General features: G+C 73.7%; 15 protein-coding genes and 1 pseudogene. 6 read left to right on the top strand and 10 right to left on the bottom strand.

The features are described 5' to 3' along the window. The first annotated feature begins 24 nt into the window (after window positions 1–24). The 3 genes from ACTWP5_RS24120 to ACTWP5_RS24110 all read left to right on the top strand — a co-directional run bounded on the left by ACTWP5_RS24120 (window position 25) and on the right by ACTWP5_RS24110 (window position 4154). On the top strand, window positions 25–1350 hold the full coding sequence (locus tag ACTWP5_RS24120; RefSeq protein ID WP_443223187.1) for a peptidoglycan recognition protein family protein: 1326 nt from the start codon (window positions 25–27) through the stop codon (window positions 1348–1350). A gap of 506 nt (window positions 1351–1856) precedes the next feature. Next, window positions 1857–2756 carry a DNA-3-methyladenine glycosylase family protein gene (locus tag ACTWP5_RS24115; RefSeq protein WP_443223223.1) on the top strand — a complete coding sequence of 300 codons (900 nt, stop codon included), beginning with the start codon at window positions 1857–1859 and terminating at the stop codon, window positions 2754–2756. A gap of 126 nt (window positions 2757–2882) precedes the next feature. After that, a complete protein-coding gene (locus tag ACTWP5_RS24110) occupies window positions 2883–4154 on the top strand; it encodes an LCP family protein (protein ID WP_443223186.1) in 1272 nt (423 codons plus the stop codon). A gap of 58 nt (window positions 4155–4212) precedes the next feature. Here the strand turns inward: ACTWP5_RS24110 and ACTWP5_RS24105 are convergent, their stop codons facing one another. Continuing rightward, on the bottom strand, window positions 4213–4596 hold the full coding sequence (locus ACTWP5_RS24105) for a VOC family protein (RefSeq protein WP_443223185.1): 384 nt from the start codon (window positions 4594–4596) through the stop codon (window positions 4213–4215). A gap of 91 nt (window positions 4597–4687) precedes the next feature. Between ACTWP5_RS24105 and ACTWP5_RS24100 the strand changes: the two genes are divergently transcribed. Then, a complete protein-coding gene (locus ACTWP5_RS24100; protein ID WP_443223184.1) occupies window positions 4688–5338 on the top strand; it encodes a CGNR zinc finger domain-containing protein in 651 nt (216 codons plus the stop codon). Window positions 5339–5453: 115 nt separating this feature from the next. On the opposite strand, the gene ACTWP5_RS24095 is transcribed toward ACTWP5_RS24100, so the two are convergent. The 3 genes and pseudogenes from ACTWP5_RS24095 to ACTWP5_RS24085 form a co-directional block, all read right to left on the bottom strand. After that, complete coding sequence (locus ACTWP5_RS24095) at window positions 5454–6743, bottom strand: extracellular solute-binding protein (RefSeq protein ID WP_443223183.1); 1290 nt, start codon at window positions 6741–6743, stop codon at window positions 5454–5456. A gap of 202 nt (window positions 6744–6945) precedes the next feature. Next, window positions 6946–7701, bottom strand: a pseudogene (locus ACTWP5_RS24090) (GH12 family glycosyl hydrolase domain-containing protein); the annotation flags it as partial. A 275-nt stretch (window positions 7702–7976) separates the two neighbouring features. Next, a complete protein-coding gene (locus tag ACTWP5_RS24085) occupies window positions 7977–9344 on the bottom strand; it encodes a UDP-glucose dehydrogenase family protein (RefSeq protein WP_443223182.1) in 1368 nt (455 codons plus the stop codon). A 166-nt stretch (window positions 9345–9510) separates the two neighbouring features. Between ACTWP5_RS24085 and ACTWP5_RS24080 the strand changes: the two genes are divergently transcribed. Further along, window positions 9511–10671, top strand: a complete 1161-nt coding sequence (locus tag ACTWP5_RS24080) for an acyl-CoA dehydrogenase family protein (RefSeq protein ID WP_443223181.1) — start codon at window positions 9511–9513, stop codon at window positions 10669–10671. A 267-nt stretch (window positions 10672–10938) separates the two neighbouring features. Here ACTWP5_RS24080 and ACTWP5_RS24075 read toward each other — a convergent pair whose 3' ends face one another. From ACTWP5_RS24075 to ACTWP5_RS24060, 4 genes are all read right to left on the bottom strand, one after another. After that, window positions 10939–11334: a VOC family protein gene (locus tag ACTWP5_RS24075; protein ID WP_443223180.1), complete on the bottom strand. Its 396-nt coding sequence runs from the start codon at window positions 11332–11334 to the stop codon at window positions 10939–10941. Between the two features lie 3 nt (window positions 11335–11337). Beyond that, on the bottom strand, window positions 11338–11691 hold the full coding sequence (locus ACTWP5_RS24070) for an ArsR/SmtB family transcription factor (protein WP_443223179.1): 354 nt from the start codon (window positions 11689–11691) through the stop codon (window positions 11338–11340). Then, on the bottom strand, window positions 11678–12112 hold the full coding sequence (locus tag ACTWP5_RS24065; RefSeq protein WP_443223178.1) for an SRPBCC domain-containing protein: 435 nt from the start codon (window positions 12110–12112) through the stop codon (window positions 11678–11680). The genes ACTWP5_RS24070 and ACTWP5_RS24065 overlap by 14 nt, the downstream gene beginning before the upstream one ends. Before the next feature lie 333 nt (window positions 12113–12445). Continuing rightward, entirely contained in the window at window positions 12446–13717 is a 1272-nt protein-coding gene (locus ACTWP5_RS24060) for a serine hydrolase domain-containing protein (RefSeq protein ID WP_443223177.1), read from the bottom strand. A 280-nt stretch (window positions 13718–13997) separates the two neighbouring features. On the opposite strand from ACTWP5_RS24060, the gene ACTWP5_RS24055 reads away from it, so the two are divergent. After that, window positions 13998–15371, top strand: coding sequence for an amidase (locus ACTWP5_RS24055; protein ID WP_443223176.1), 1374 nt, complete (start codon window positions 13998–14000; stop codon window positions 15369–15371). A 439-nt stretch (window positions 15372–15810) separates the two neighbouring features. Here the strand turns inward: ACTWP5_RS24055 and ACTWP5_RS24050 are convergent, their stop codons facing one another. Together ACTWP5_RS24050 and ACTWP5_RS24045 are read right to left on the bottom strand one after the other, a co-directional pair. Continuing rightward, window positions 15811–17025, bottom strand: a complete 1215-nt coding sequence (locus ACTWP5_RS24050; RefSeq protein ID WP_443223175.1) for a helix-turn-helix domain-containing protein — start codon at window positions 17023–17025, stop codon at window positions 15811–15813. A 336-nt stretch (window positions 17026–17361) separates the two neighbouring features. Beyond that, on the bottom strand, window positions 17362–17550 hold the full coding sequence (locus ACTWP5_RS24045; RefSeq protein WP_443223174.1) for a hypothetical protein: 189 nt from the start codon (window positions 17548–17550) through the stop codon (window positions 17362–17364). Between the last annotated feature and the right edge of the window lie 119 nt (window positions 17551–17669).

The following is a 17669-nucleotide window of genomic DNA, read 5'->3' as shown; positions in this document are numbered from 1 at the left end:
CCGCGTTCTCTGCCTGGTTCTCTGATGACCCGTACGACGCTCGGCGCCTGCGCCGTCGCCCTGACCGTTCCACTGTTCGTGCCCCTCGGAGCCGCCGCCGAGCCCGCGGCCGGCCCCGCGTCCGCCCCCGTCGCCGTGGAGGCCGTGGATGCCGTGGCGGCCGTGGACGCCTCCGACGCCTCTTCCGACACCGCCGCCACCACCGCCGCGGCGGCGGCCGTCCAGTCGTTCGCCCTCACGCCCACGGCCTCCACCGAGACCGCCACGGCCGCCGCCTGGACGGCCGGCGGCGCGGCCGCCCCGGCGGGCTCACTGACCCTGCCGGCCACGAGGACGGAGCCGTTCTCCCTGCTCGGCGTCGTGTGGACCAACCCCGAGGCGACCCTCGACGGCGTGGTGGAGGTCCGCACCCGGGCGCGGAAGTCCGGCACCTGGTCGCGGTGGCGGACGCTGCCGACCACCGCCGAGCACGCCCCCGACGAGAACACCGCCGAGTCCGGCGACCCCGACCTGCGCGGCGGCACCACGCCGCTGTGGGTGGGCGAGTCGGACGGCGTCGAGGTGCGGGTGACGACCCCCGACGGCGAGACCACCGTCGGGCTCCCGGAGGGGATGCGACTGGAGCTCGTCGACCCGAACGAAGCGGAGGCGGCGGACGGCGAGGCGGTGGTGGAGGTCGTCGAGCCCGAGCTGCCCGAGGCGGAACTGCCCACGGTCGACTCGGCGCCGACGGCCGGCGACCACGTCGGGCCACGGCCGCCCATCGTCACGCGCTCCGGCTGGGGCGCGGACGAGAGCCTGCGCGAGTCCGGCTTCGTCTACACCGACCGGGTGCGCACCGCCTTCGTCCACCACACGGCCGGCAGCAACAGCTACACGTGCAAGAACGCGCCGGCCGTCATCCGGTCGATCTACGTGTACCACACACAGAGCCTGGGCTGGCGCGACGTCGGCTACAACTTCTTCGTCGACCGCTGCGGCACGATCTACGAGGGTCGGGCCGGCGGCGTGATCGAGCCCGTGATGGGCGCCCACACCTACGGCCACAACCACAACAGCATGGGCGTGGCCGTGCTGGGCACCTACAGCGACACCAAGCCGAGCAAGCGGGCGATCGAGGGCGTCGCGAAGATCACGGCCTGGAAGCTCGGCCTCTACGACGTCAACCCCTCCCGCTCCCAGGTGCGGATCTCCGGCGGCGGCAAGTGGCCCGCGGGCACCGAGGTGCGGCTGGACAACATCTCGGGACACCGCGACGGTTACGCCACCGAGTGCCCCGGGAAGCGCCTCTACGACGCGCTCCCCGCGATCCGCGACCTCGCCACCCGGCTCCAGGGCCGCAAGGGCTGAAACGACGCGCCGCGCGACACCGGGCGCGACACCACGGCGGGGCCCTGTCCGGGGGAACATCCCAGGCAGCGCCCCGCCGTGGCATAGCCTTGCCTGCCATGCCGGCACTCCACCCCCCCATGGACACCGACACCCCCACCGACCTCCCCACCAACGGCTCCACCGACAGCTCCACCGAGGTCCGCGCCGAGTTCCTCGCCGACGCGGACGCCGACGCCGACGCCGTCGTGCCCCGCGCCGACGTTCCCACCCACCCGCACCCCGACGGGCGCCACGACGCGCGGCGCGACGCGGACGGCGCTCTCCGTGTCGTGGCCCACGGCGCCACCCCCCACGCCGTCGCCCCTGACGCCGTCGCCCCTCACCTCGACCCACACCTCGACCCACACCTCGCCCCGCACGTCGACCCGCACGTCGACCCCCGCTCCGGCCTCGACGTCGAGCCCCACCGCCACGCCGCCGACGCCCCGCGCGAGCGCCGCTGGACCCCGCCCGACCCGTACGACCTGCACCGCACCGTCAGCGTCCTCGGCCGAGGCCCGTACGACCCGGCCTTCCGCATCGCCCGCGACGGCAGCGTCTGGCGGGCCACCCGCACCCCCGAGGGCGCCGCCACCCTCCGTCTCGTGCCCGGCGCCGGCCCCGGCCGGAGCCTGCACGCCACCGCCTGGGGCCCGGGAGCCGACTGGATCCTCGACCAGCTCCCCACCCTCCTCGGCGCCGACGACGAGCCCGACGCCTTCGCGCCCCTCGCCGCGCACCACCCCCTCCTCGCCGAGGCCTTCCGCCGCCACCGCGGCCTGCGGCTGGTCCGCACCGGGCTGGTCCTGGAGGCGCTGATCCCCTCGATCCTCGAACAGCGGGTCACCACCCACGACGCGTACCGGGCGTGGCGGATGCTGCTGCGCCGCTTCGGCGAGCCCGCCCCCGGGCCGGCCGGGGCGATCGGCGGACGCGACGCGATGTTCGTGATGCCCGAGCCGCGCGTCGTCTCCCGCGTCCCCTCCTGGGAGTGGCACCGGGCCGGCGTCGACGGCCAGCGCTCCTCCGCCGTGCTGCGCGCGGTACGGCTGGCGCGGCGTCTGGAGGAGGCGGCGGCGATGGCGCCCGAGGACGCCATGACGCGGCTGCGCGCCGTGCCCGGCATCGGCCCGTGGACGGCGGCGGAGACGGTGCAGCGCAGCAACGGGGCACCCGACGCGATCACCATCGGCGACCTGCACCTGCCCGGCATCGTCGGCTACGCGCTGACGGGCCGGCGCGGCGCCGACGACGCCCGCATGCTGGAGCTGCTCGCGCCCTACGCCGGCCAGCGGTACCGCGCCGCCCGCCTCGTCCTCCTCACGGGCCGCGCCCCGGCGCGCCGCGCACCGCGCGCGCCGCACGCGAACATCGCCCGACTGTGACGAGCGTTACACCGGTGCCGCGAGGGCTCACGCCGGCGGCGGGTCAACCGCGGTTTGCATCAGGTCTGCCACATTCCCCCACCCCGTCTTCCCCAGTCACCTGCCCGAGCAGGCAGACTTCAGGTCATGAGCGACTGGCCCGACGGATGGACCGAGAACAACCGCAGGGGTACCCCGCCGCCGCCCGAGGGTGCCCGGGTGATGCCCCACGTACAACGCGCTCAGCCCCCCACGCCTCCGGGCCCGCGCGTCCCCACGCACGACCGTTACGCCGACGACGCGTACGGTGGCCAGCGGGGTGACCAGCGGGCCACGTACGACTCGGGGTACAACGAGGGCCAGGTGTACCGGGGCGCCCGCCGCCCCCAGGGCCCGCAGCCGCCCACGCCGCCCCAGGACCCGTACGGCGACCCCGACGACGCCGAGCCGCGCCAGCGGAACTGGCCGCGTCGCGTCGCGTACTCCGCCCTGGCCCTGGTCCTGGTCCTGGTGATCGTCGCCACCGGCAGCTTCTTCTGGGCCGACAGCAAGCTCCGCCGCGAGGTCGACCTCTCGCTCGTCGAGGACCGCCCCGAGCCGGGCGAGGGCACCAACTACCTGATCGTCGGCTCCGACAGCCGGGCGGGCCTCAGCGAGGAGGAGCAGCAGGAGCTCCACACCGGAAGCACCGCCGGCCAGCGCACCGACACGATGATCCTGCTCCACGTGGGCGACAACGGGAACACCATGGTCAGCCTGCCGCGGGACTCGCTGGTCACCATCCCGGAGTTCACCGGCTCCACCTCGGGCAACCGCATTCCCGCCAGCGAGGGCGTCAAGCTCAACGAGGCCTACGCCGACGAGGGCCCGTGGCTGCTGGTGCGCACCGTCGAGTACAACCTGGACCTGCGCATCGACCACTACCTGGAGATCGGCTTCGGCGGCTTCGCCAACGTCGTCGACGCGCTCGGCGGCGTCGAGATGTGCTTCGACGAGCCGATACGCGACCGGAACTCCGGCGCCGACTTCGACGCCGGCTGCCACAATCTCGACGGCGCCGAGGCGCTGGCCTTCAACCGCCAGCGCTACCAGGAGGACCTCGGCGACCTGGGCCGCACCCAGAACCAGCAGGAGTTCCTCAGCGTCATCTCCGACAAGGCCGCCTCGCCGTCGATGATCCTCAACCCGTTCCGCCTCTACCCGGCGGGCGGCGCCGTCCTCGACTCGCTGATCGTGGACAAGGACATGAGCCTGTGGGACCTGCGCTCGGTCTTCTTCGCGATGCGGGACGCCAAGCGCATGAACATGCCCGCCAGGGACTTCGCCGTCCACTGGGACGAGAACCGCGTCGAGCAGCTCGTGGAGCAGCTGCGCAACGACGAGCCCGTCACCGTCAGCGACGAGCTGGGCGACTTCTGACCGCGGGCGGGTCCCGCCGGCCGCCCCTCTCGGCCTGTCGTCGCCTGTCGTCCCGTCGTCAGGCGGCGCAGAGACAGAAGGGGTGGCCGGCGGGGTCCGCGTAGACCCGCCAGTCGCGTTTGCCGCCGTCGTCGTCCTGCAGCAGGCGTGCGCCGAGCGCGATCACCCGCTTCTCGGCCGCGTCCATCTCGTCCCGGGGGACGTCGAGGTCGAGGTGGAACTGCTGACCGTGCTCGGTGCCGGGCCACTGCGGCGGCCGGTGTCCCTCGGAGCGCTGGAAGGCCAGCTGTCGCCCGTGCGGCCCATTGAGCTCGATCCAGTCCTCACCGTCGCCGAAGGGGCCGGCGGTCACCTCCCAGTCGAGCACGGCCGCGTAGAACTCGGCGAGCCTGCGCGGGTCCGGGCAGTCCAGCACGGTGACGCCCATGGTCGCTATGGCCATGACACACTCCTCCCGTCGTTACCGTTTCAGCGGCTCTACTGGTAACCGCTGAGTTACCTCATCATCAGCCATTGCCGGTAACGTCGCAACCGTGCCGGAGCGACCCATCCCCAGCGGTCTCGTCCTCGTCATGGACCTGATCAACACCCTCGACATCGAGAAGGGCGAGGACGCCCTCGCCACTCCCGGCGGGCGGGAGAAACTCCGCCGTGCCCACGGTCTCACCGAACTCGCGGGTCTGCCCGCGGAGGCGGTGCCGGAGCTCCAGCGGCTCCGGGAGGTCCTGCGGGCCGCCTGCCGCCTCCACGACGGGCCGTCCGATCCCGGACGGCGGCCGGCGGCCGCCCGGGGCGCCCAGGTCGCCTCGGTCGCGGTCGCCCCGGCCCCGATGACCTTGGCGCCGCTGCCCGCCTCCGTGGTCCTCCACCTCTCCCCCACGGGCGATGCCACCCTCCTCCCCGCCCCGGGCCTGACGGCGGTCGAGACGCTGACGGCGCGCGTCGCCGCGGCCGTCGCCGCGGCCGACGCGGACGGCACGTGGCGGCGGCTCAAGGTGTGCGAGGCCGACACCTGCCAGTGGGCGTACTACGACCACAGCCCGGCGCGGCGCCGTCGCTGGTGCTCGATGCAGGTCTGCGGCGCCCGCGCCAAGATGCGCACCTACCGGGCCAGCCGCTCGGGCCGTGACACGGACCGAGCGGCGGGCGGGGCTCCGGGCGGCCTCGGCACGGGGAGCCGCTGACCCCGGGGCTCCCCGACGCGGGCCCCGTCTCGGCGAGGGCCCCGGCACGGGTGCTCCCCGGCGCGAAGGCGACCGGGCAGAGGCGACCGGCGCGTGGCGACCGGCGGCGGAGTCCTCAGACACCCGCCTGTTCGTCGGCCGAGACCGCCTGCGACTGGAGCTCGCCCAGCACGGCGCTCACGTCGCTGTCGTGCTGGAGGGCGCTGCCGATCTCCTGGCCGATCAGGGCCGCCACCCGGGACCACGAGGCCTTGCCCACGGGATGGAAGGTGGCCGAGGGCAGGTCCTCCAGGAAGGGCACGAGGTGCGCCGGATCACCGCTCTCGGTGATCCGCAGCGTGGCGTCGGTGGTGACCGGCAGCATGTCGTAGTCCTCGGCGAAGCTCGGCACGCTCTCGCTGCCGAAGACGTACCGCAGGAAGGTGCCGATCTGCTCCCCCCTGCCGTTCTGGTTGAAGGCGAGGACCCACGACGCCTCGCCCAGGGTGGAGGGGACGGGCTCGACCCGGCCGGGCGGGGTGGCCGTGCCGTAGTCGATGTTCGCCTCGCCGGCCTGCCGGGTCAGCAGCGGGTCGCCCAGGACCATGCCGACGGTGCCCGCGGCGAAGTCCTCGTAGGCCCGCTCGCGGCTGACGGCCGCGGGCTGGCTGCCGCCGTTGAGCCCGGTGGCGACCAGCTCGTCCCGCAGCCAGGTGAAGGCCTCCACGTTCGGCTGGGAGTCCAGGGCGTACCGTCCGCCGCGGTCGGTGACGCCGCCACCGCCGCAGAGCATCCACAACTCGGCCTCCGCGTACGCCTCGTCGTGGCCGAACGGGGTGGCGAAGGGCACGTTGACGCCGGAGGTCCGCAGGGCGGAGGCCATCCGGAGCAGCTCGCCCCAGTCGCGCGGCGGCTGCCCGGGGTCCAGGCCGGCCTCCTCGAAGAGCGTGCGGTTGTAGTACAGGCGCCAGGTCATGGAGGCGAACGGCATCCCGTACTGGACGTAGTTCACCTCACCCGCCCGCAGGATGGAGGGGATGAAGTCCGCGAGCTGCGGGATGGGGAGCATCTCGTCCGCGCGGTGGAGCTCCTCGGCGAGGGCGAAGTCGGCGAAGGCCGATATCTGCGCGACGTCGGGCGCCTGGCCCTCCTCGACCATGCGCGCGACCTCGATGTTCGCGTCCTGCCACTGGATGACGGAGACCTCGACGTCGATGTCGGGGTGCTCGCCGCGGAAGCCCTCGACCACCTCACGCCAGAACCGCTCGGCGCCGCCGGAGCCGTCGGCCGAGCCGTGCTCCGTCGCGACCAGCCGGAGCGGGCCGTCCTTCGAGGATCCCCCGCCGCCACAGCCCGTCCCCGTCACGCCCAGGGCACCCGCCCCCGCGACCGACGCCGTGATGCCAAGGAAACGCCGACGGTCCACGCGGGCCGCCCCTCTCGTCGGTGACCCCGAAGGGCCAGTCGTCTGCAAGTCCTCCTGCGGCGGCCCCGCCCGGGGCCGCCTCCGCCCTCCCCCGCGCCCGCCGCCGCCCCGTCCTTGGTCCGTCCGGCTCCCGCGACGCGACGGTCGCGCGGACCGCGGGAGCCGGACGGCCGGGTGGGGTGTCAGCGGGCCGGCCCGGTCAGTTCACCGAGGCCGAGAACGAGTTCACGCCGAGGCCGACACCACCCTCCCACGGCTCGAAGCCGGCCTGGAGGCTCGTGAGGTACCACTGCTCGGTCGCGAGGCCCTCCGCGATGGCCCGGTCGATGAAGTCCATGGCGTCAAAGCTGTAGCTGCTCATCGCCGAGGGCGCTATGAACGAGATCACGTTGTTGGCGCCGTTGCTGCCCTCCCAGACCTCCCAGCTCTGTCCCGCGACGGTCGCGGTGCCGGTCTGCGAACCGATCGGCTGGATCGGGCCGACACGGTTGAGCCAGATCATGATCTCGGTCTGGCTGACCCCGTCCGTCTTCGGCGTCGGGTCGAGCCAGATGTCGTAGGAGGCGTTGTACACCGCGTTGTTCACGTAGGTGTACGAGATGTTCGTGGGGGCGCTGGAGATCGAGCTCAGCTGGCGCGGCAGGTTGGTGCCCGGCGAGCAGTTCGAGTAGTGGCAGCCGAGGTAGACCGACGGGTACGACTTCGGCGCGCCACTCGTGGAGGAACTGCCGTCCGCCTGCGTGACCTGGAAGCCGGAGTTGCTCACGCTGATGCACTGCGGCTGGCTGGTGCCCCAGGCGTTGTTCTGCACCACGTAGGTGCCCTGGATGACGGTGGTCCCGTACTTCTCACAGATCTGGACCTGTGCCTGCGAGGTCTGCGTCGTCGTCACGAAGGCGACGATCGACCCGACCGCCACCAGGATCGCGACCGCCGCGGAGCGTACGCGGGATGTCATGGTGCTCCTTCGGTTGTGGGGGGATGCGGTGCTCGTACTCGTGGGAGCGCTCCCAAGGGCCCATGTGCGCCGGACTCTATGGGCAGCCACGCCCGATGGCAAGACGACGCACACGCCGCGACGCCGGGTTCGCGGCGTGGCTCGCGGCCGGGCTCCGCGCGGGCGGCGAGGTGCCGACGGGTGCCGTGACACGTCGGCCGCGCGCCCGCCCGGCGCGCCCGCGCCCCGCGTGGCGGCCCCCTCGCCCCGCCTGTCCCCGCCTGACCCCGCCCCGCCTACGCCGTCGGCCGCCCCAGGGCCCGGTACCTCCAGTCGGCCTTCCGCCACGCGGTGGGGTCGAGGGTGTTCCGCCCGTCGAGCACGTTGCGCTCGGAGACGAACTCGCCCAGCGCCGCCGGGTCCAGCTCGCGGAACTCACGCCACTCCGTCAGGTGCAGCACGGCGTGGGCGCCGTTGACCGCCTCCGCCGCCGACGGCGCGTACCGCAGGGTCGGGAAGAGGGCCCGCGCGTTCTCCATGGCCTGCGGGTCGTAGACCGTGACCGCGGCGCCCTGGAGGTGGATCTGGCCCGCGATGTTCAGGGCGGGCGAGTCCCGCACGTCGTCGGAGTCCGGCTTGAAGGCGGCGCCCAGGACCGCGATGCGCTTGCCGATGAGCGAGCCGCCGACGGTCTCCCGGGTCAGCTCGACCATGTGGCCGCGGCGGCGCATGTTGATCGAGTCGATCTCGCGGAGGAAGGAGAGCGCCTCGGCGGCGCCGAGCTCGCCGGCGCGGGCCATGAAGGCGCGGATGTCCTTGGGCAGACAGCCGCCGCCGAAGCCGATGCCGGCGCGCAGGAACTTGCGGCCGATCCGGTCGTCGTACCCGAGGGCCTCGGCCAGCCGCAGCACGTCGCCGCCGGCGGCCTCGCAGATCTCGGCCATCGCGTTGATGAAGGAGATCTTGGTGGAGAGGAAGGCGTTGGCCGCCGTCTTGACCAGCTCGGCGGTGGGCAGGTCGGTGACGAGGAAGGGCGAGCCCTCGGCGACCGGCGTGGCGTACACCTCACGCAGCAGCCGCTCGGCCAGCTCGCCCGCCGCCCCCGCCGCCACGCCGATCACGATGCGGTCGGGGTGCAGGGTGTCCTCGACCGCGAAGCCCTCGCGCAGGAACTCCGGGTTCCACGCCAGGGCCACCTCCTCACCGGCCGGGGCCAGCTCGGCCAGCCGCCTCGCGAGCCGGGCGGCGCTGCCGACCGGGACCGTGGACTTGCCGACGACCAGGGCCGGGCGGGTCAGGTGGGGGGCGAGGGAGTCGATCGCGGCGTCCACGTAACTCATGTCGCAGGCGTACTCGCCGGCGCGCTGCGGGGTGTTGACGCAGACGAAGTGGACGTCGCCCGCCTCGGCGGCCTCGGCGTAGGAGGTGGTGAAGGTCAGCCGCCCCGAGGAGCCCTCCAGGCCGGCGACGTGCCGGCGCAGCAGCTCCTCCAGCCCCGGCTCGTACATCGGGGCTCTGCCGGCGGCCAGCGCCTCGGTCTTCTCCGGGTTCACGTCGAGGCCCGTCACGGTGAACCCCAGCTCCGCCATGGCGGCGGCGTGTGTGGCGCCGAGGTATCCGGTGCCGATGACGGTGATCCTGGGCCGGCTGGGTCGGGTGGACATGTGCGCTCCTGGAGGGGGAGGGTGGAGGTCCGGCGGGGTCCGAGGTGATCCGCGCCCAGACTAGACGGGGTCGCCGGGTCGGCAAGCTCACCTATCCACAGCCGCCGCGGATTCGTAGGATCAAGTTACTTAACAGTCGTTAGCAGGAGAGCACGAGGAGATGACCGTGGCAGGAGCCGCAGACTTCGACCTCTACCGGCCGGCCGAGGAGCACGAGGCGCTTCGCGAGTCGGTGCGCGCGCTGGCCGAGGCGAAGATCGCCCCGCACGCCGCCGAGGTGGACGAGGAGGGTCGCTTCCCCCAGGAGGCGCTCGACGCGCTGGTCAGCAACGAACTGCACGCCGTGCACGTGCCGGAGGAGTTCGGCGGCCCCGGCGCCGACGCCCTGGCCACGGTGATCGTCATCGAGGAGGTGGCACGCGTCTGCGCCTCCTCCTCCCTGATCCCGGCGGTCAACAAGCTGGGCTCCATGCCGCTGGTGCTCTCCGCCTCCAAGGAGCTCAAGGAGCGGTACCTCGCCCCGCTGGCGCGGGGCGCGTCGATGTTCTCCTACTGCCTCTCCGAGCCGGACGCCGGCTCGGACGCGGGCGGCATGAAGACCCGCGCCGTCCGCGACGGCGACCACTACGTGCTCAACGGCGTCAAGCGCTGGATCACCAACGCCGGTGTCTCCGACTTCTACACGGTCATGGCCGTGACCGACCCGGAGAAGCGCACGCGCGGCGGCATCTCGGCCTTCGTCGTCGAGAAGGACGACGAAGGCGTCTCGTTCGGCGCCCCGGAGAGGAAGCTCGGCATCAAGGGCTCCCCCACCCGCGAGGTCTACCTGGACAACGTGCGGATCCCGGCCGAGCGAATGATCGGCGCCGAGGGCACCGGCTTCGCCACCGCGATGCGCACGCTCGACCACACCCGCATCACGATCGCCGCCCAGGCACTGGGCATCGCGCAGGGCGCCCTCGACTACGCCAAGGGGTACGTGCGCGAACGCAAGCAGTTCGGCAAGCCGGTCGGGGACTTCCAGGGCGTGCAGTTCATGCTCGCCGACATGGCGATGAAGCTGGAGGCCGCCCGCCAGCTCACCTACGCCGCCGCGGCCCGCTCCGAGCGCGAGGACGCGGACCTGACGTTCTTCGGCGCCGCCGCGAAGTGCTACGCCTCGGACGCGGCCATGGAGATCACCACCGACGCGGTCCAGCTCCTCGGCGGCTACGGCTACACCCGCGACTACCCGGTGGAGCGGATGATGCGCGACGCCAAGATCACGCAGATCTACGAGGGCACGAACCAGGTCCAGCGGATCGTGATGGCGCGGAACCTCCCCTAGGGCTCGCGGGTCGGAGCCACGCGGTCGTACGCCGGCGATCTCTAGGGCCCTGAACGGCCCCGAACGGCCCCGAACCGACTCCGAACGGCTCTGACCGCTCTGGGCGGCCGTCGGGCTGGGGAATCCCGGACGCCCCGAGGACACCCACCGACCCGCGGCCCGGGCAGACACAAGGACCCCCGGCACCGTGCCGGGGGTCCGTACCCGGTGTCGAGCAGTCCGTTCCGACAGATCGGCCGCCCGGGTCATCCTCACACCGTCACGAGTTCAGTCCCGGTCGGCGTCGTCGGGGGATCGGACGATGTGCGGGATACCGGCGGGACCGCAGATCCAGTGGGCGTCCATTCCGGCTGGGAAAGGCTCCAGTTCGTCCTGGGTGGCGATGCCGTGCGCGGCGAGGTGTGCCGTCGCCTGGTCGACGTCGTCGGTGAACAGCTCCAGCCACAGCTCGGCGTGCGAGTAGTTGTCAACACGGTCGAACCACAACGTCACCGGACCGAACCGCGTCGAGGCGCTCTGTGCGACGCCCTCGGTGGCGGCTTGGCCGCTCGCGTCGGTCACCTCCATGCCCAGCACGTCGCGGTAGAAGGCGAGGGTTCGGTCGTACTGTGCCTTGGGGAGCTTCATGGCGATGTTGTGGCCGCCGCGGAAGGTCGGGCTCATGATTCATTTCTCCTCTGTCTGGTCGAGATGGTCACGCAGGAGGCCCAGGTGGCCGTCCCAGTCCCGCGCGAGCGCGGCGAGGAACGACTGGGCCACGGCCACCGGTCCGGCGTGGAGGCGGTAGCGGATCCGGCGCCGTTCCCCGGCCTCGGCCCGGACCAGTCCGGCGTCGGCCAGCAGGCCGAGGTGTTTGGCGATCGCCTGCCGCGAGATGGGCAGCCGCTCGGCCAGGTCGGTCGCGGTCGCCGGTCCGCGCGTGGCGAGTTGGGCGAGGATGCCGCGTCGGGTGGGGTCGGCCAGGGCGGTGAAGACCTCCTGGGCGATCGACTCGGCGTCGGGGTGGTCAGGCGGCGGCATCGAGATACTCCGCCAGCTCCGCCAGCTCCGTCCGCCAGCCCGTGACGTTGGCTTCGTAGGCGTCGGCCAGGCCGTCGGGCAGCTGGGCGAAGCCGGTCTCCACGACGGTGAGCCGGGTGCCCGTGGGCCTCGCCTCCAGTGTGAACTCCACAAGGGTTCGGCGCGGGTCGGAGGGGGGCAGCCCTTCGATCGCCCACGTGTAGGAGAAACGGTGTGGCGGATCGACGACCTGGATCCACAGGGTGTGTTCCACGCCGTCGTTCCACCGCACCCGGGCCAGGCCGCCGGGGCGCAGGTCGTCGATCTCGGCGCTGGAGCCGAACCAACCACCGAGACCTCGGGGGGTGGTCAGTGCCGCCCACACCTTCTCTCGCGGATGGCGAAGTTCGAGCACGCGCTCGATCCGATCCGGTACGGGCATGCGCCCCCCCTTGCGTATGGCGACTCATCGACCCCCGGACAGTATCGCAACCAATTGGTTGCGACAAGTGCCCCCAATCCACCGGTGAGGGGTGAAGCAGTGTGAGGACACCAGACACCGGACGCCTCCACACGGGTTCCCCCGAGGCATGTGCCGCTCTCCGACCCCAACGTCTCAGCTGGAACACGGGCCCGTCGGAGTGGCGGGCCTTCGGCTTCCAGACGGCCCCGCGCCGTCCGCGCGGCGCCGTCCCAACGCGGTCACCCCCCGTCGCGGGACGACCTGCGGCTCGCCCCGACTTGCTCCTTCCTGCCGCGACGTCGCGGACACGTCCTAGGGCAGCGTCACGGCCACCGGGGAGTACCAGGGCACGGTCGTGGCCTGGGGCTCGGCCGTTCCGCACAGGGCGCGTTCGAGGTGGCGGAACATCGCGGCGTCGGCGGCGTGCAGGACGACGTTCCCCTCCTCGTCGAGGGTCTGGTACCGCTCCAGGTTGATCCCGACGGCGGCCTGCCGCTCGCCATCGGGGCTGGTGTACGCCACGCTGAAGGCGCCCAGCGTCGTGCCGCTGTGGCCCCAGAACGTGCCGCAGCTGAACTCCCACGGGGAGATGCCGAGCCCGTACCCGGCCAGTTCGGGCGGCGCGCCCTCGACGGGCACGGTCTGAAGCATCTGCTCCAGCTCCGCGGGCTCCAGCAGACGGCCGTCGAAGAGGGCGGCGAAGAAGCGGTTGAGGTCCTCCATCGTCGAGACGAGGCCGTAGGAGATCCAGCCCCAGGAGGCGTTGTAGACGGCGTAGTCGCGGGGCGGGTCGATCAGGCCGTACCACGCGTCGTACATCCGCGCGTGGGGCCCCTCCAGGAACTCCGTCTCCGGGAGGTAGGTGTCCTCCAGCCCGGCGCGCTCGACGACGTGCTCGGCGAGGTACCGCCCGGCGTCGGTCCCGGTCACGCGCTCCAGCAGCAGGCCGGCGATGACGTAGTTGGTGTTGGAGTAGAAGAAGCGCTCGCCGGGGGCGTCCACCGCGGGGGCCGCCAGGCCCATGCGGGCCAGCTCCTCTGGCTCCGCCTCGCGGAAGCGGTTCTCGCGGAGGCTGGCCGTGGAGTCCTCCGTGAGGGAGGGGAACGCGGCCGCGAGGTACTCGTTGATGCCGCTCGTGTGGTTGAGCAGCATGCGGACGGTGACCGCCGGGTCCATGCCCTCGGCCACGAGCTCCGGCAGGTACGCGGCCACGGGCGCGTCGAGGTCGATCCGTTCCTCGCCGACGAGTTGGAGGACGGCCACGGCGGTGAAGGTCTTGCTGATGCTGCCGATCCGGTGGTGCATGTCGGGCGCCATGGGCCGCCCGGTGTCGACGTCGGCCACGCCGGCCGCGCCCTGCCAGTGGGTGGTGCCGTCGCGCACGGCGGAGTAGGCCCCGGGGACGCCCGCCTCGGGGACGGCCTGGAGCGTCGCGTCCAACGAGGGGAGCGCCGGTGGACGCGCCTGTGAGGGCGAGGACGACGGTGGGCCGGCGGCGAGCGCGGCGAGCGCCGCGGCGGCGAGCGCCAGCCCGCACGCGCGGCGCGGGAAGGACGGGGTGGCGGAAGCCCTGCGTGTGCGCATGCCGCCAGCCTTTCCCGCCGTGGCCGCGCGCCCACGCGTCCTCACGCGGGACGGCCGCGTGGTTCACCCCGTTGGCGTGCCGCCAGGACGCGTGCGCGATCCCGACCGTGAGGGCGGGGCGCGCGACGTGGTGGGCGGGACCGCGCTCGACGGTCCGTCGTCACCCTGAGGTCGTTGCACCCTACATCCATGTAACACGCCGTAGCACGGGCGACATTCGGCCGACATCCGCACTGCCTAACGTCCACGGCCGGCACCCGCGCACGGAAGGACCCACCACATGCGCCACCCCACGCGTACACCGGACCGGCGGACGTTCCTCGGACTGGCCACGGCGGCCGGCGCCGCCGCGTTGCTCTCGGCGACCGGGACGGCGGGGTCGGCGGCTGCCGCGGCACCCGCCCGGCGGCCGGGCAGCGCGGGCGGCGCGGGTAGCGTGGGTGGGGTGACGGAGCCCGACCCGACGGTCTGGCGGGAGTACGGCCGCCCCCTGGTGCCGCCGTCCTCCCGTGGCCCCCTGCGGGGACTCGACGTCGCCGTCAAGGACCTGTTCGCCGTCGAGGGCCACCGGATCGGCGCCGGGAACCCGGCCTGGCTCGCGCAGAGCGAGCCCGAGACGGCCTCGGCACCGGCCGTCGCCGCCCTGCTCGCGGCGGGCGCCTCGGTGGCCGGGATCGCGCGGACCGACGAGTTCGCCTACAGCCTGGCCGGCACCAACGGCCACTACGGCACGCCGCCCAACCCCCAGGCGCCCGAGCGCATCTCCGGCGGCTCGACCTCGGGCCCCGCCAGCGCGGTCTCGTTGCGCCAGGCGGACATCGCCCTCGGCACCGACACCGGCGGATCGGTCCGCATCCCGGCCTCCTACCAGGGCCTGTACGGGATCCGCCCCACGCACGGCGCGGTCTCCACGGCCGGGCTGCTGCCGCTGGCCCCCTCGTTCGACACCGTGGGCTGGCTGACCAGGGACGCGGCGACGCTGCGCGCCGTCGGCGAGGTCCTGCTGCCCGGCGGCGGACGGTCCTCCCGGGCCGCCGCGTCCGAGGTGCTCCTGAGCCAGGAGCTCGTCGACGTGGCCGACCCGGAGGTCGCCTCCTCGGTGCGCCGCGCCGTGGCCCGCTGGCGCGCCGCCGACCTGCCGTCGGTGCGCGGTGTCCGCTTCGACGCGTCGGTGCTGCCCGAGTGGGTGCGGGCCTTCCAGACCAGGCAGGCGGTGGAGGCGTGGCGTTACTGGGGCCCGTGGATCTCGGAGCACTGGGACACGCTCAACCCCGACGTGCGGTCCCGGTTCGAGCGCGCCGCGACGTACACGGAGGACGACCTCACGGCGGCCGATGCCGTGCTGCGCGAGGCGAGGGGGCGGCTGGACGAGGTGCTCGGCGACCGGGTGCTGCTGCTCCCGTCCGCCTCGTCCGTCGCGCCGACCCGCGAGGAGGCGTCGATCGGCGGTCCGGTGATCGAGGCGGCGCGTGCCCAGACGTTCCAGCTCACCTGCATCGCGGGGATCACGGGGCGCTGCGCCGTCAGCGTCCCGGTCCGCGGCGCGAACGGGCGGACGGCGCCGCGCGGGCTGTGCCTGGTCGGGCCGCGGGGTGGCGACCGAGGGCTGCTCGACCTCGCGGTGGCGGCGGCGGAGGCCCGCGTCGCGCGGTGAGCCTCGCGGGTCGGCGGGGGCGGGGCACCCGCCGGCTCAACGGCCGGCGCGGCGGCGCCGTGCGGCCTCGGCGGCCGGGCGGCGGGGGACCGACGGCGTCGACGACGGTAACGGCGACGTCGACGGAGACGGCGGTGCCGACGGAGACGGCGACGGCGACTTCGGAGACGGCGACTTCGGTGACGGCTCGGCCGGGGCCGGGGCCGGGGACCCCACCGCCGCGAGCCAGGCGGTGCGGAGCCGGTCGAGTTCGGCGCGCTCGGCCGCGCTCCACCGCCGGCCGCGGCGGGCGCGGACGTAGGCGCGGATCGCCTCGTTCAGGACGGTCGGGTCGGGGCACCCGTCGTGGTGACACGCGGTGAGGGTCATGGCGTGGTTCCCGGGGACGGTGGTCGGCTGCGGGTCGTGAGTCCGCGTCGGGCGGTGGGCCCTCGGGGACTCATCCGAAGGAGGAGGCGGGCAGGTCGGCGGCGTGGTCCGGCGGCGTGAGGGAGCCCCGGCCGCTCTGGGCGGCGCGCCACAGCTGGCGGTAGCGCTCCGGCCGGCCGCCGAGGACCTGGACGAAGCGGTCGACCGTCCCCCAGTCGGGGAGTTCCCCGCCGTGCAGCACGCCGACGACGTCGTCCCGGCTCAACTGCCCGTTGCTGACGGCGTGCACCGTCTCCGGGTCGGGCTGACCGGCGACCTGGTGCAGGCCGCGGAGCGCGTAGTGGAGGTCGGCGGGCGAGACCCCGCGCGGGAGGGGGTGGCCCCGGGCGTCCACCCACAGCGGCAGCACGTCGGCCGGGTCGCCGCCGCACGCCCGCACCAGGCACTCGGTCACCCGCCAGGAGGGGCGGCGCTCGCCCGACAGCACCCGCGAGACGTAGGAGGCCGAGACCCCGGCCTCCTCGCCGAGGGCACGCAGGGTCTGGCCGCTGGTGCGTCGCAGTGCTAACAGGGCGCTGACCAACGGGCCCTCGTCCGGGCCGTTGGCCTCGCGGCGGCGGCGCCGTGGGGAACGGGGTGTGGCCCGCTCCGCGGCCGCGCCGCCCATGGTGTCCGCCGTGCCACGGCCCCCGGCCCCGGCCCCGCCCCCGGCGGCCCCGTCGTTCCCGGTCGGCGCCGTGCCGGCGGCGTCGGCGGCGCGCGGGGTGTCGGCCGTGTCCGCGCCGCCCCGGCCGGTGCCGGCGGCCCCGCGTCGGGCGCGCTCGGCCTCCTCCAGCCGCCTGCGCCGTTGGGCCATGCGCCGGTCTATCGCCGCGGCGGAGAAGCGGCGGCCGACCGCGCCGGGGGAACGGCTGAAGGAACGGGCGAGGGCGGCGACGGGGACGCCCCGGTCGCGGGCCTGCTGGACGATGACGGCCTGGAGGTCGGTGACGTCCCGTTCCAGTTCGAGCGCGAGGCGGAGGGCGCGCAGCGAGGTCCGCGCGGCGCCGTCGTCGTCGTGGGCCAGGCGCCGGGCCTCCTCGGCGCGCCGGGCGAGGTCCTCCGCCACCTCCCGGACGCCGCCCGGGTGCCGGTCGGACGTCGGCAGCGGTTCGACCGCGCCGTCGCGGGCGGCGGCGTCCCGGGCCGCCGCGTCGCGGCAGCGCTTGTCGCAGTACTCCTTGGGCCGGCCCCGACGGTTGGGCTCGAAGGGCCGGTGGCACTTCGGGTTCCTACAGTCCTTCATGACTCCTCTTCATGGCGTGTCCACGCGGCGCGCGGCGCGGGCGTGGTGCGGGGGGCGGGGTCTGGGGCGGGGACAGGCTCTGGGAACGGCTCTGGGGACGGGCCTGGGAACGGGCCTGGGAACGGCTTCGGGAGAAGGTCTGGGAACGGCGGACAGTTCATGTCCGGGGATTTCGCCGCGAGCGGGCGACGGATCCGCGCGGACCGGACGGAGAAACAGATGCACGTACCGATGCATGTGCGGGCGCCCGTGCAGGAGGGGTCGCGGCGGCGAAGGGAGCGGAAACGCGCCACCCCGGCCGGGGCGGCGCGCGACCGCCCCGACCGAAGCCCGTCGTCAGCCGGTACGAACCCGCCGATAACGGATGTACGAGCCCTGCCCGAGGAGCACACCGGCCGCCGAGGCGAGCGCCTCCCACACGCCGAGACCGCCGGCGTACACCACCAGGGGCGCCGCGACGGTGGCGAGGAAGAGCAGCGGGGAGGTGTTGACGCCCCTGACACTCGCCTCGATGGTTTCGGACACGAGGGGGCGCGGAATGGTAACTTCGACGTGCTGCGGAACCCTGTTCACCAGGGAAAACCTCAGCAGTGGTCGGTAATGAGACACAGAGATTCCTCCTCTGATCATTCATCGACATACGC

The organism is Streptomyces sp. 4N509B (assembly GCF_052245655.1).
In the GTDB taxonomy this organism is placed as follows: Bacteria; Actinomycetota; Actinomycetes; order Streptomycetales; family Streptomycetaceae; genus Streptomyces.
This window is presented reverse-complemented; position numbering and strand designations above follow the sequence as displayed.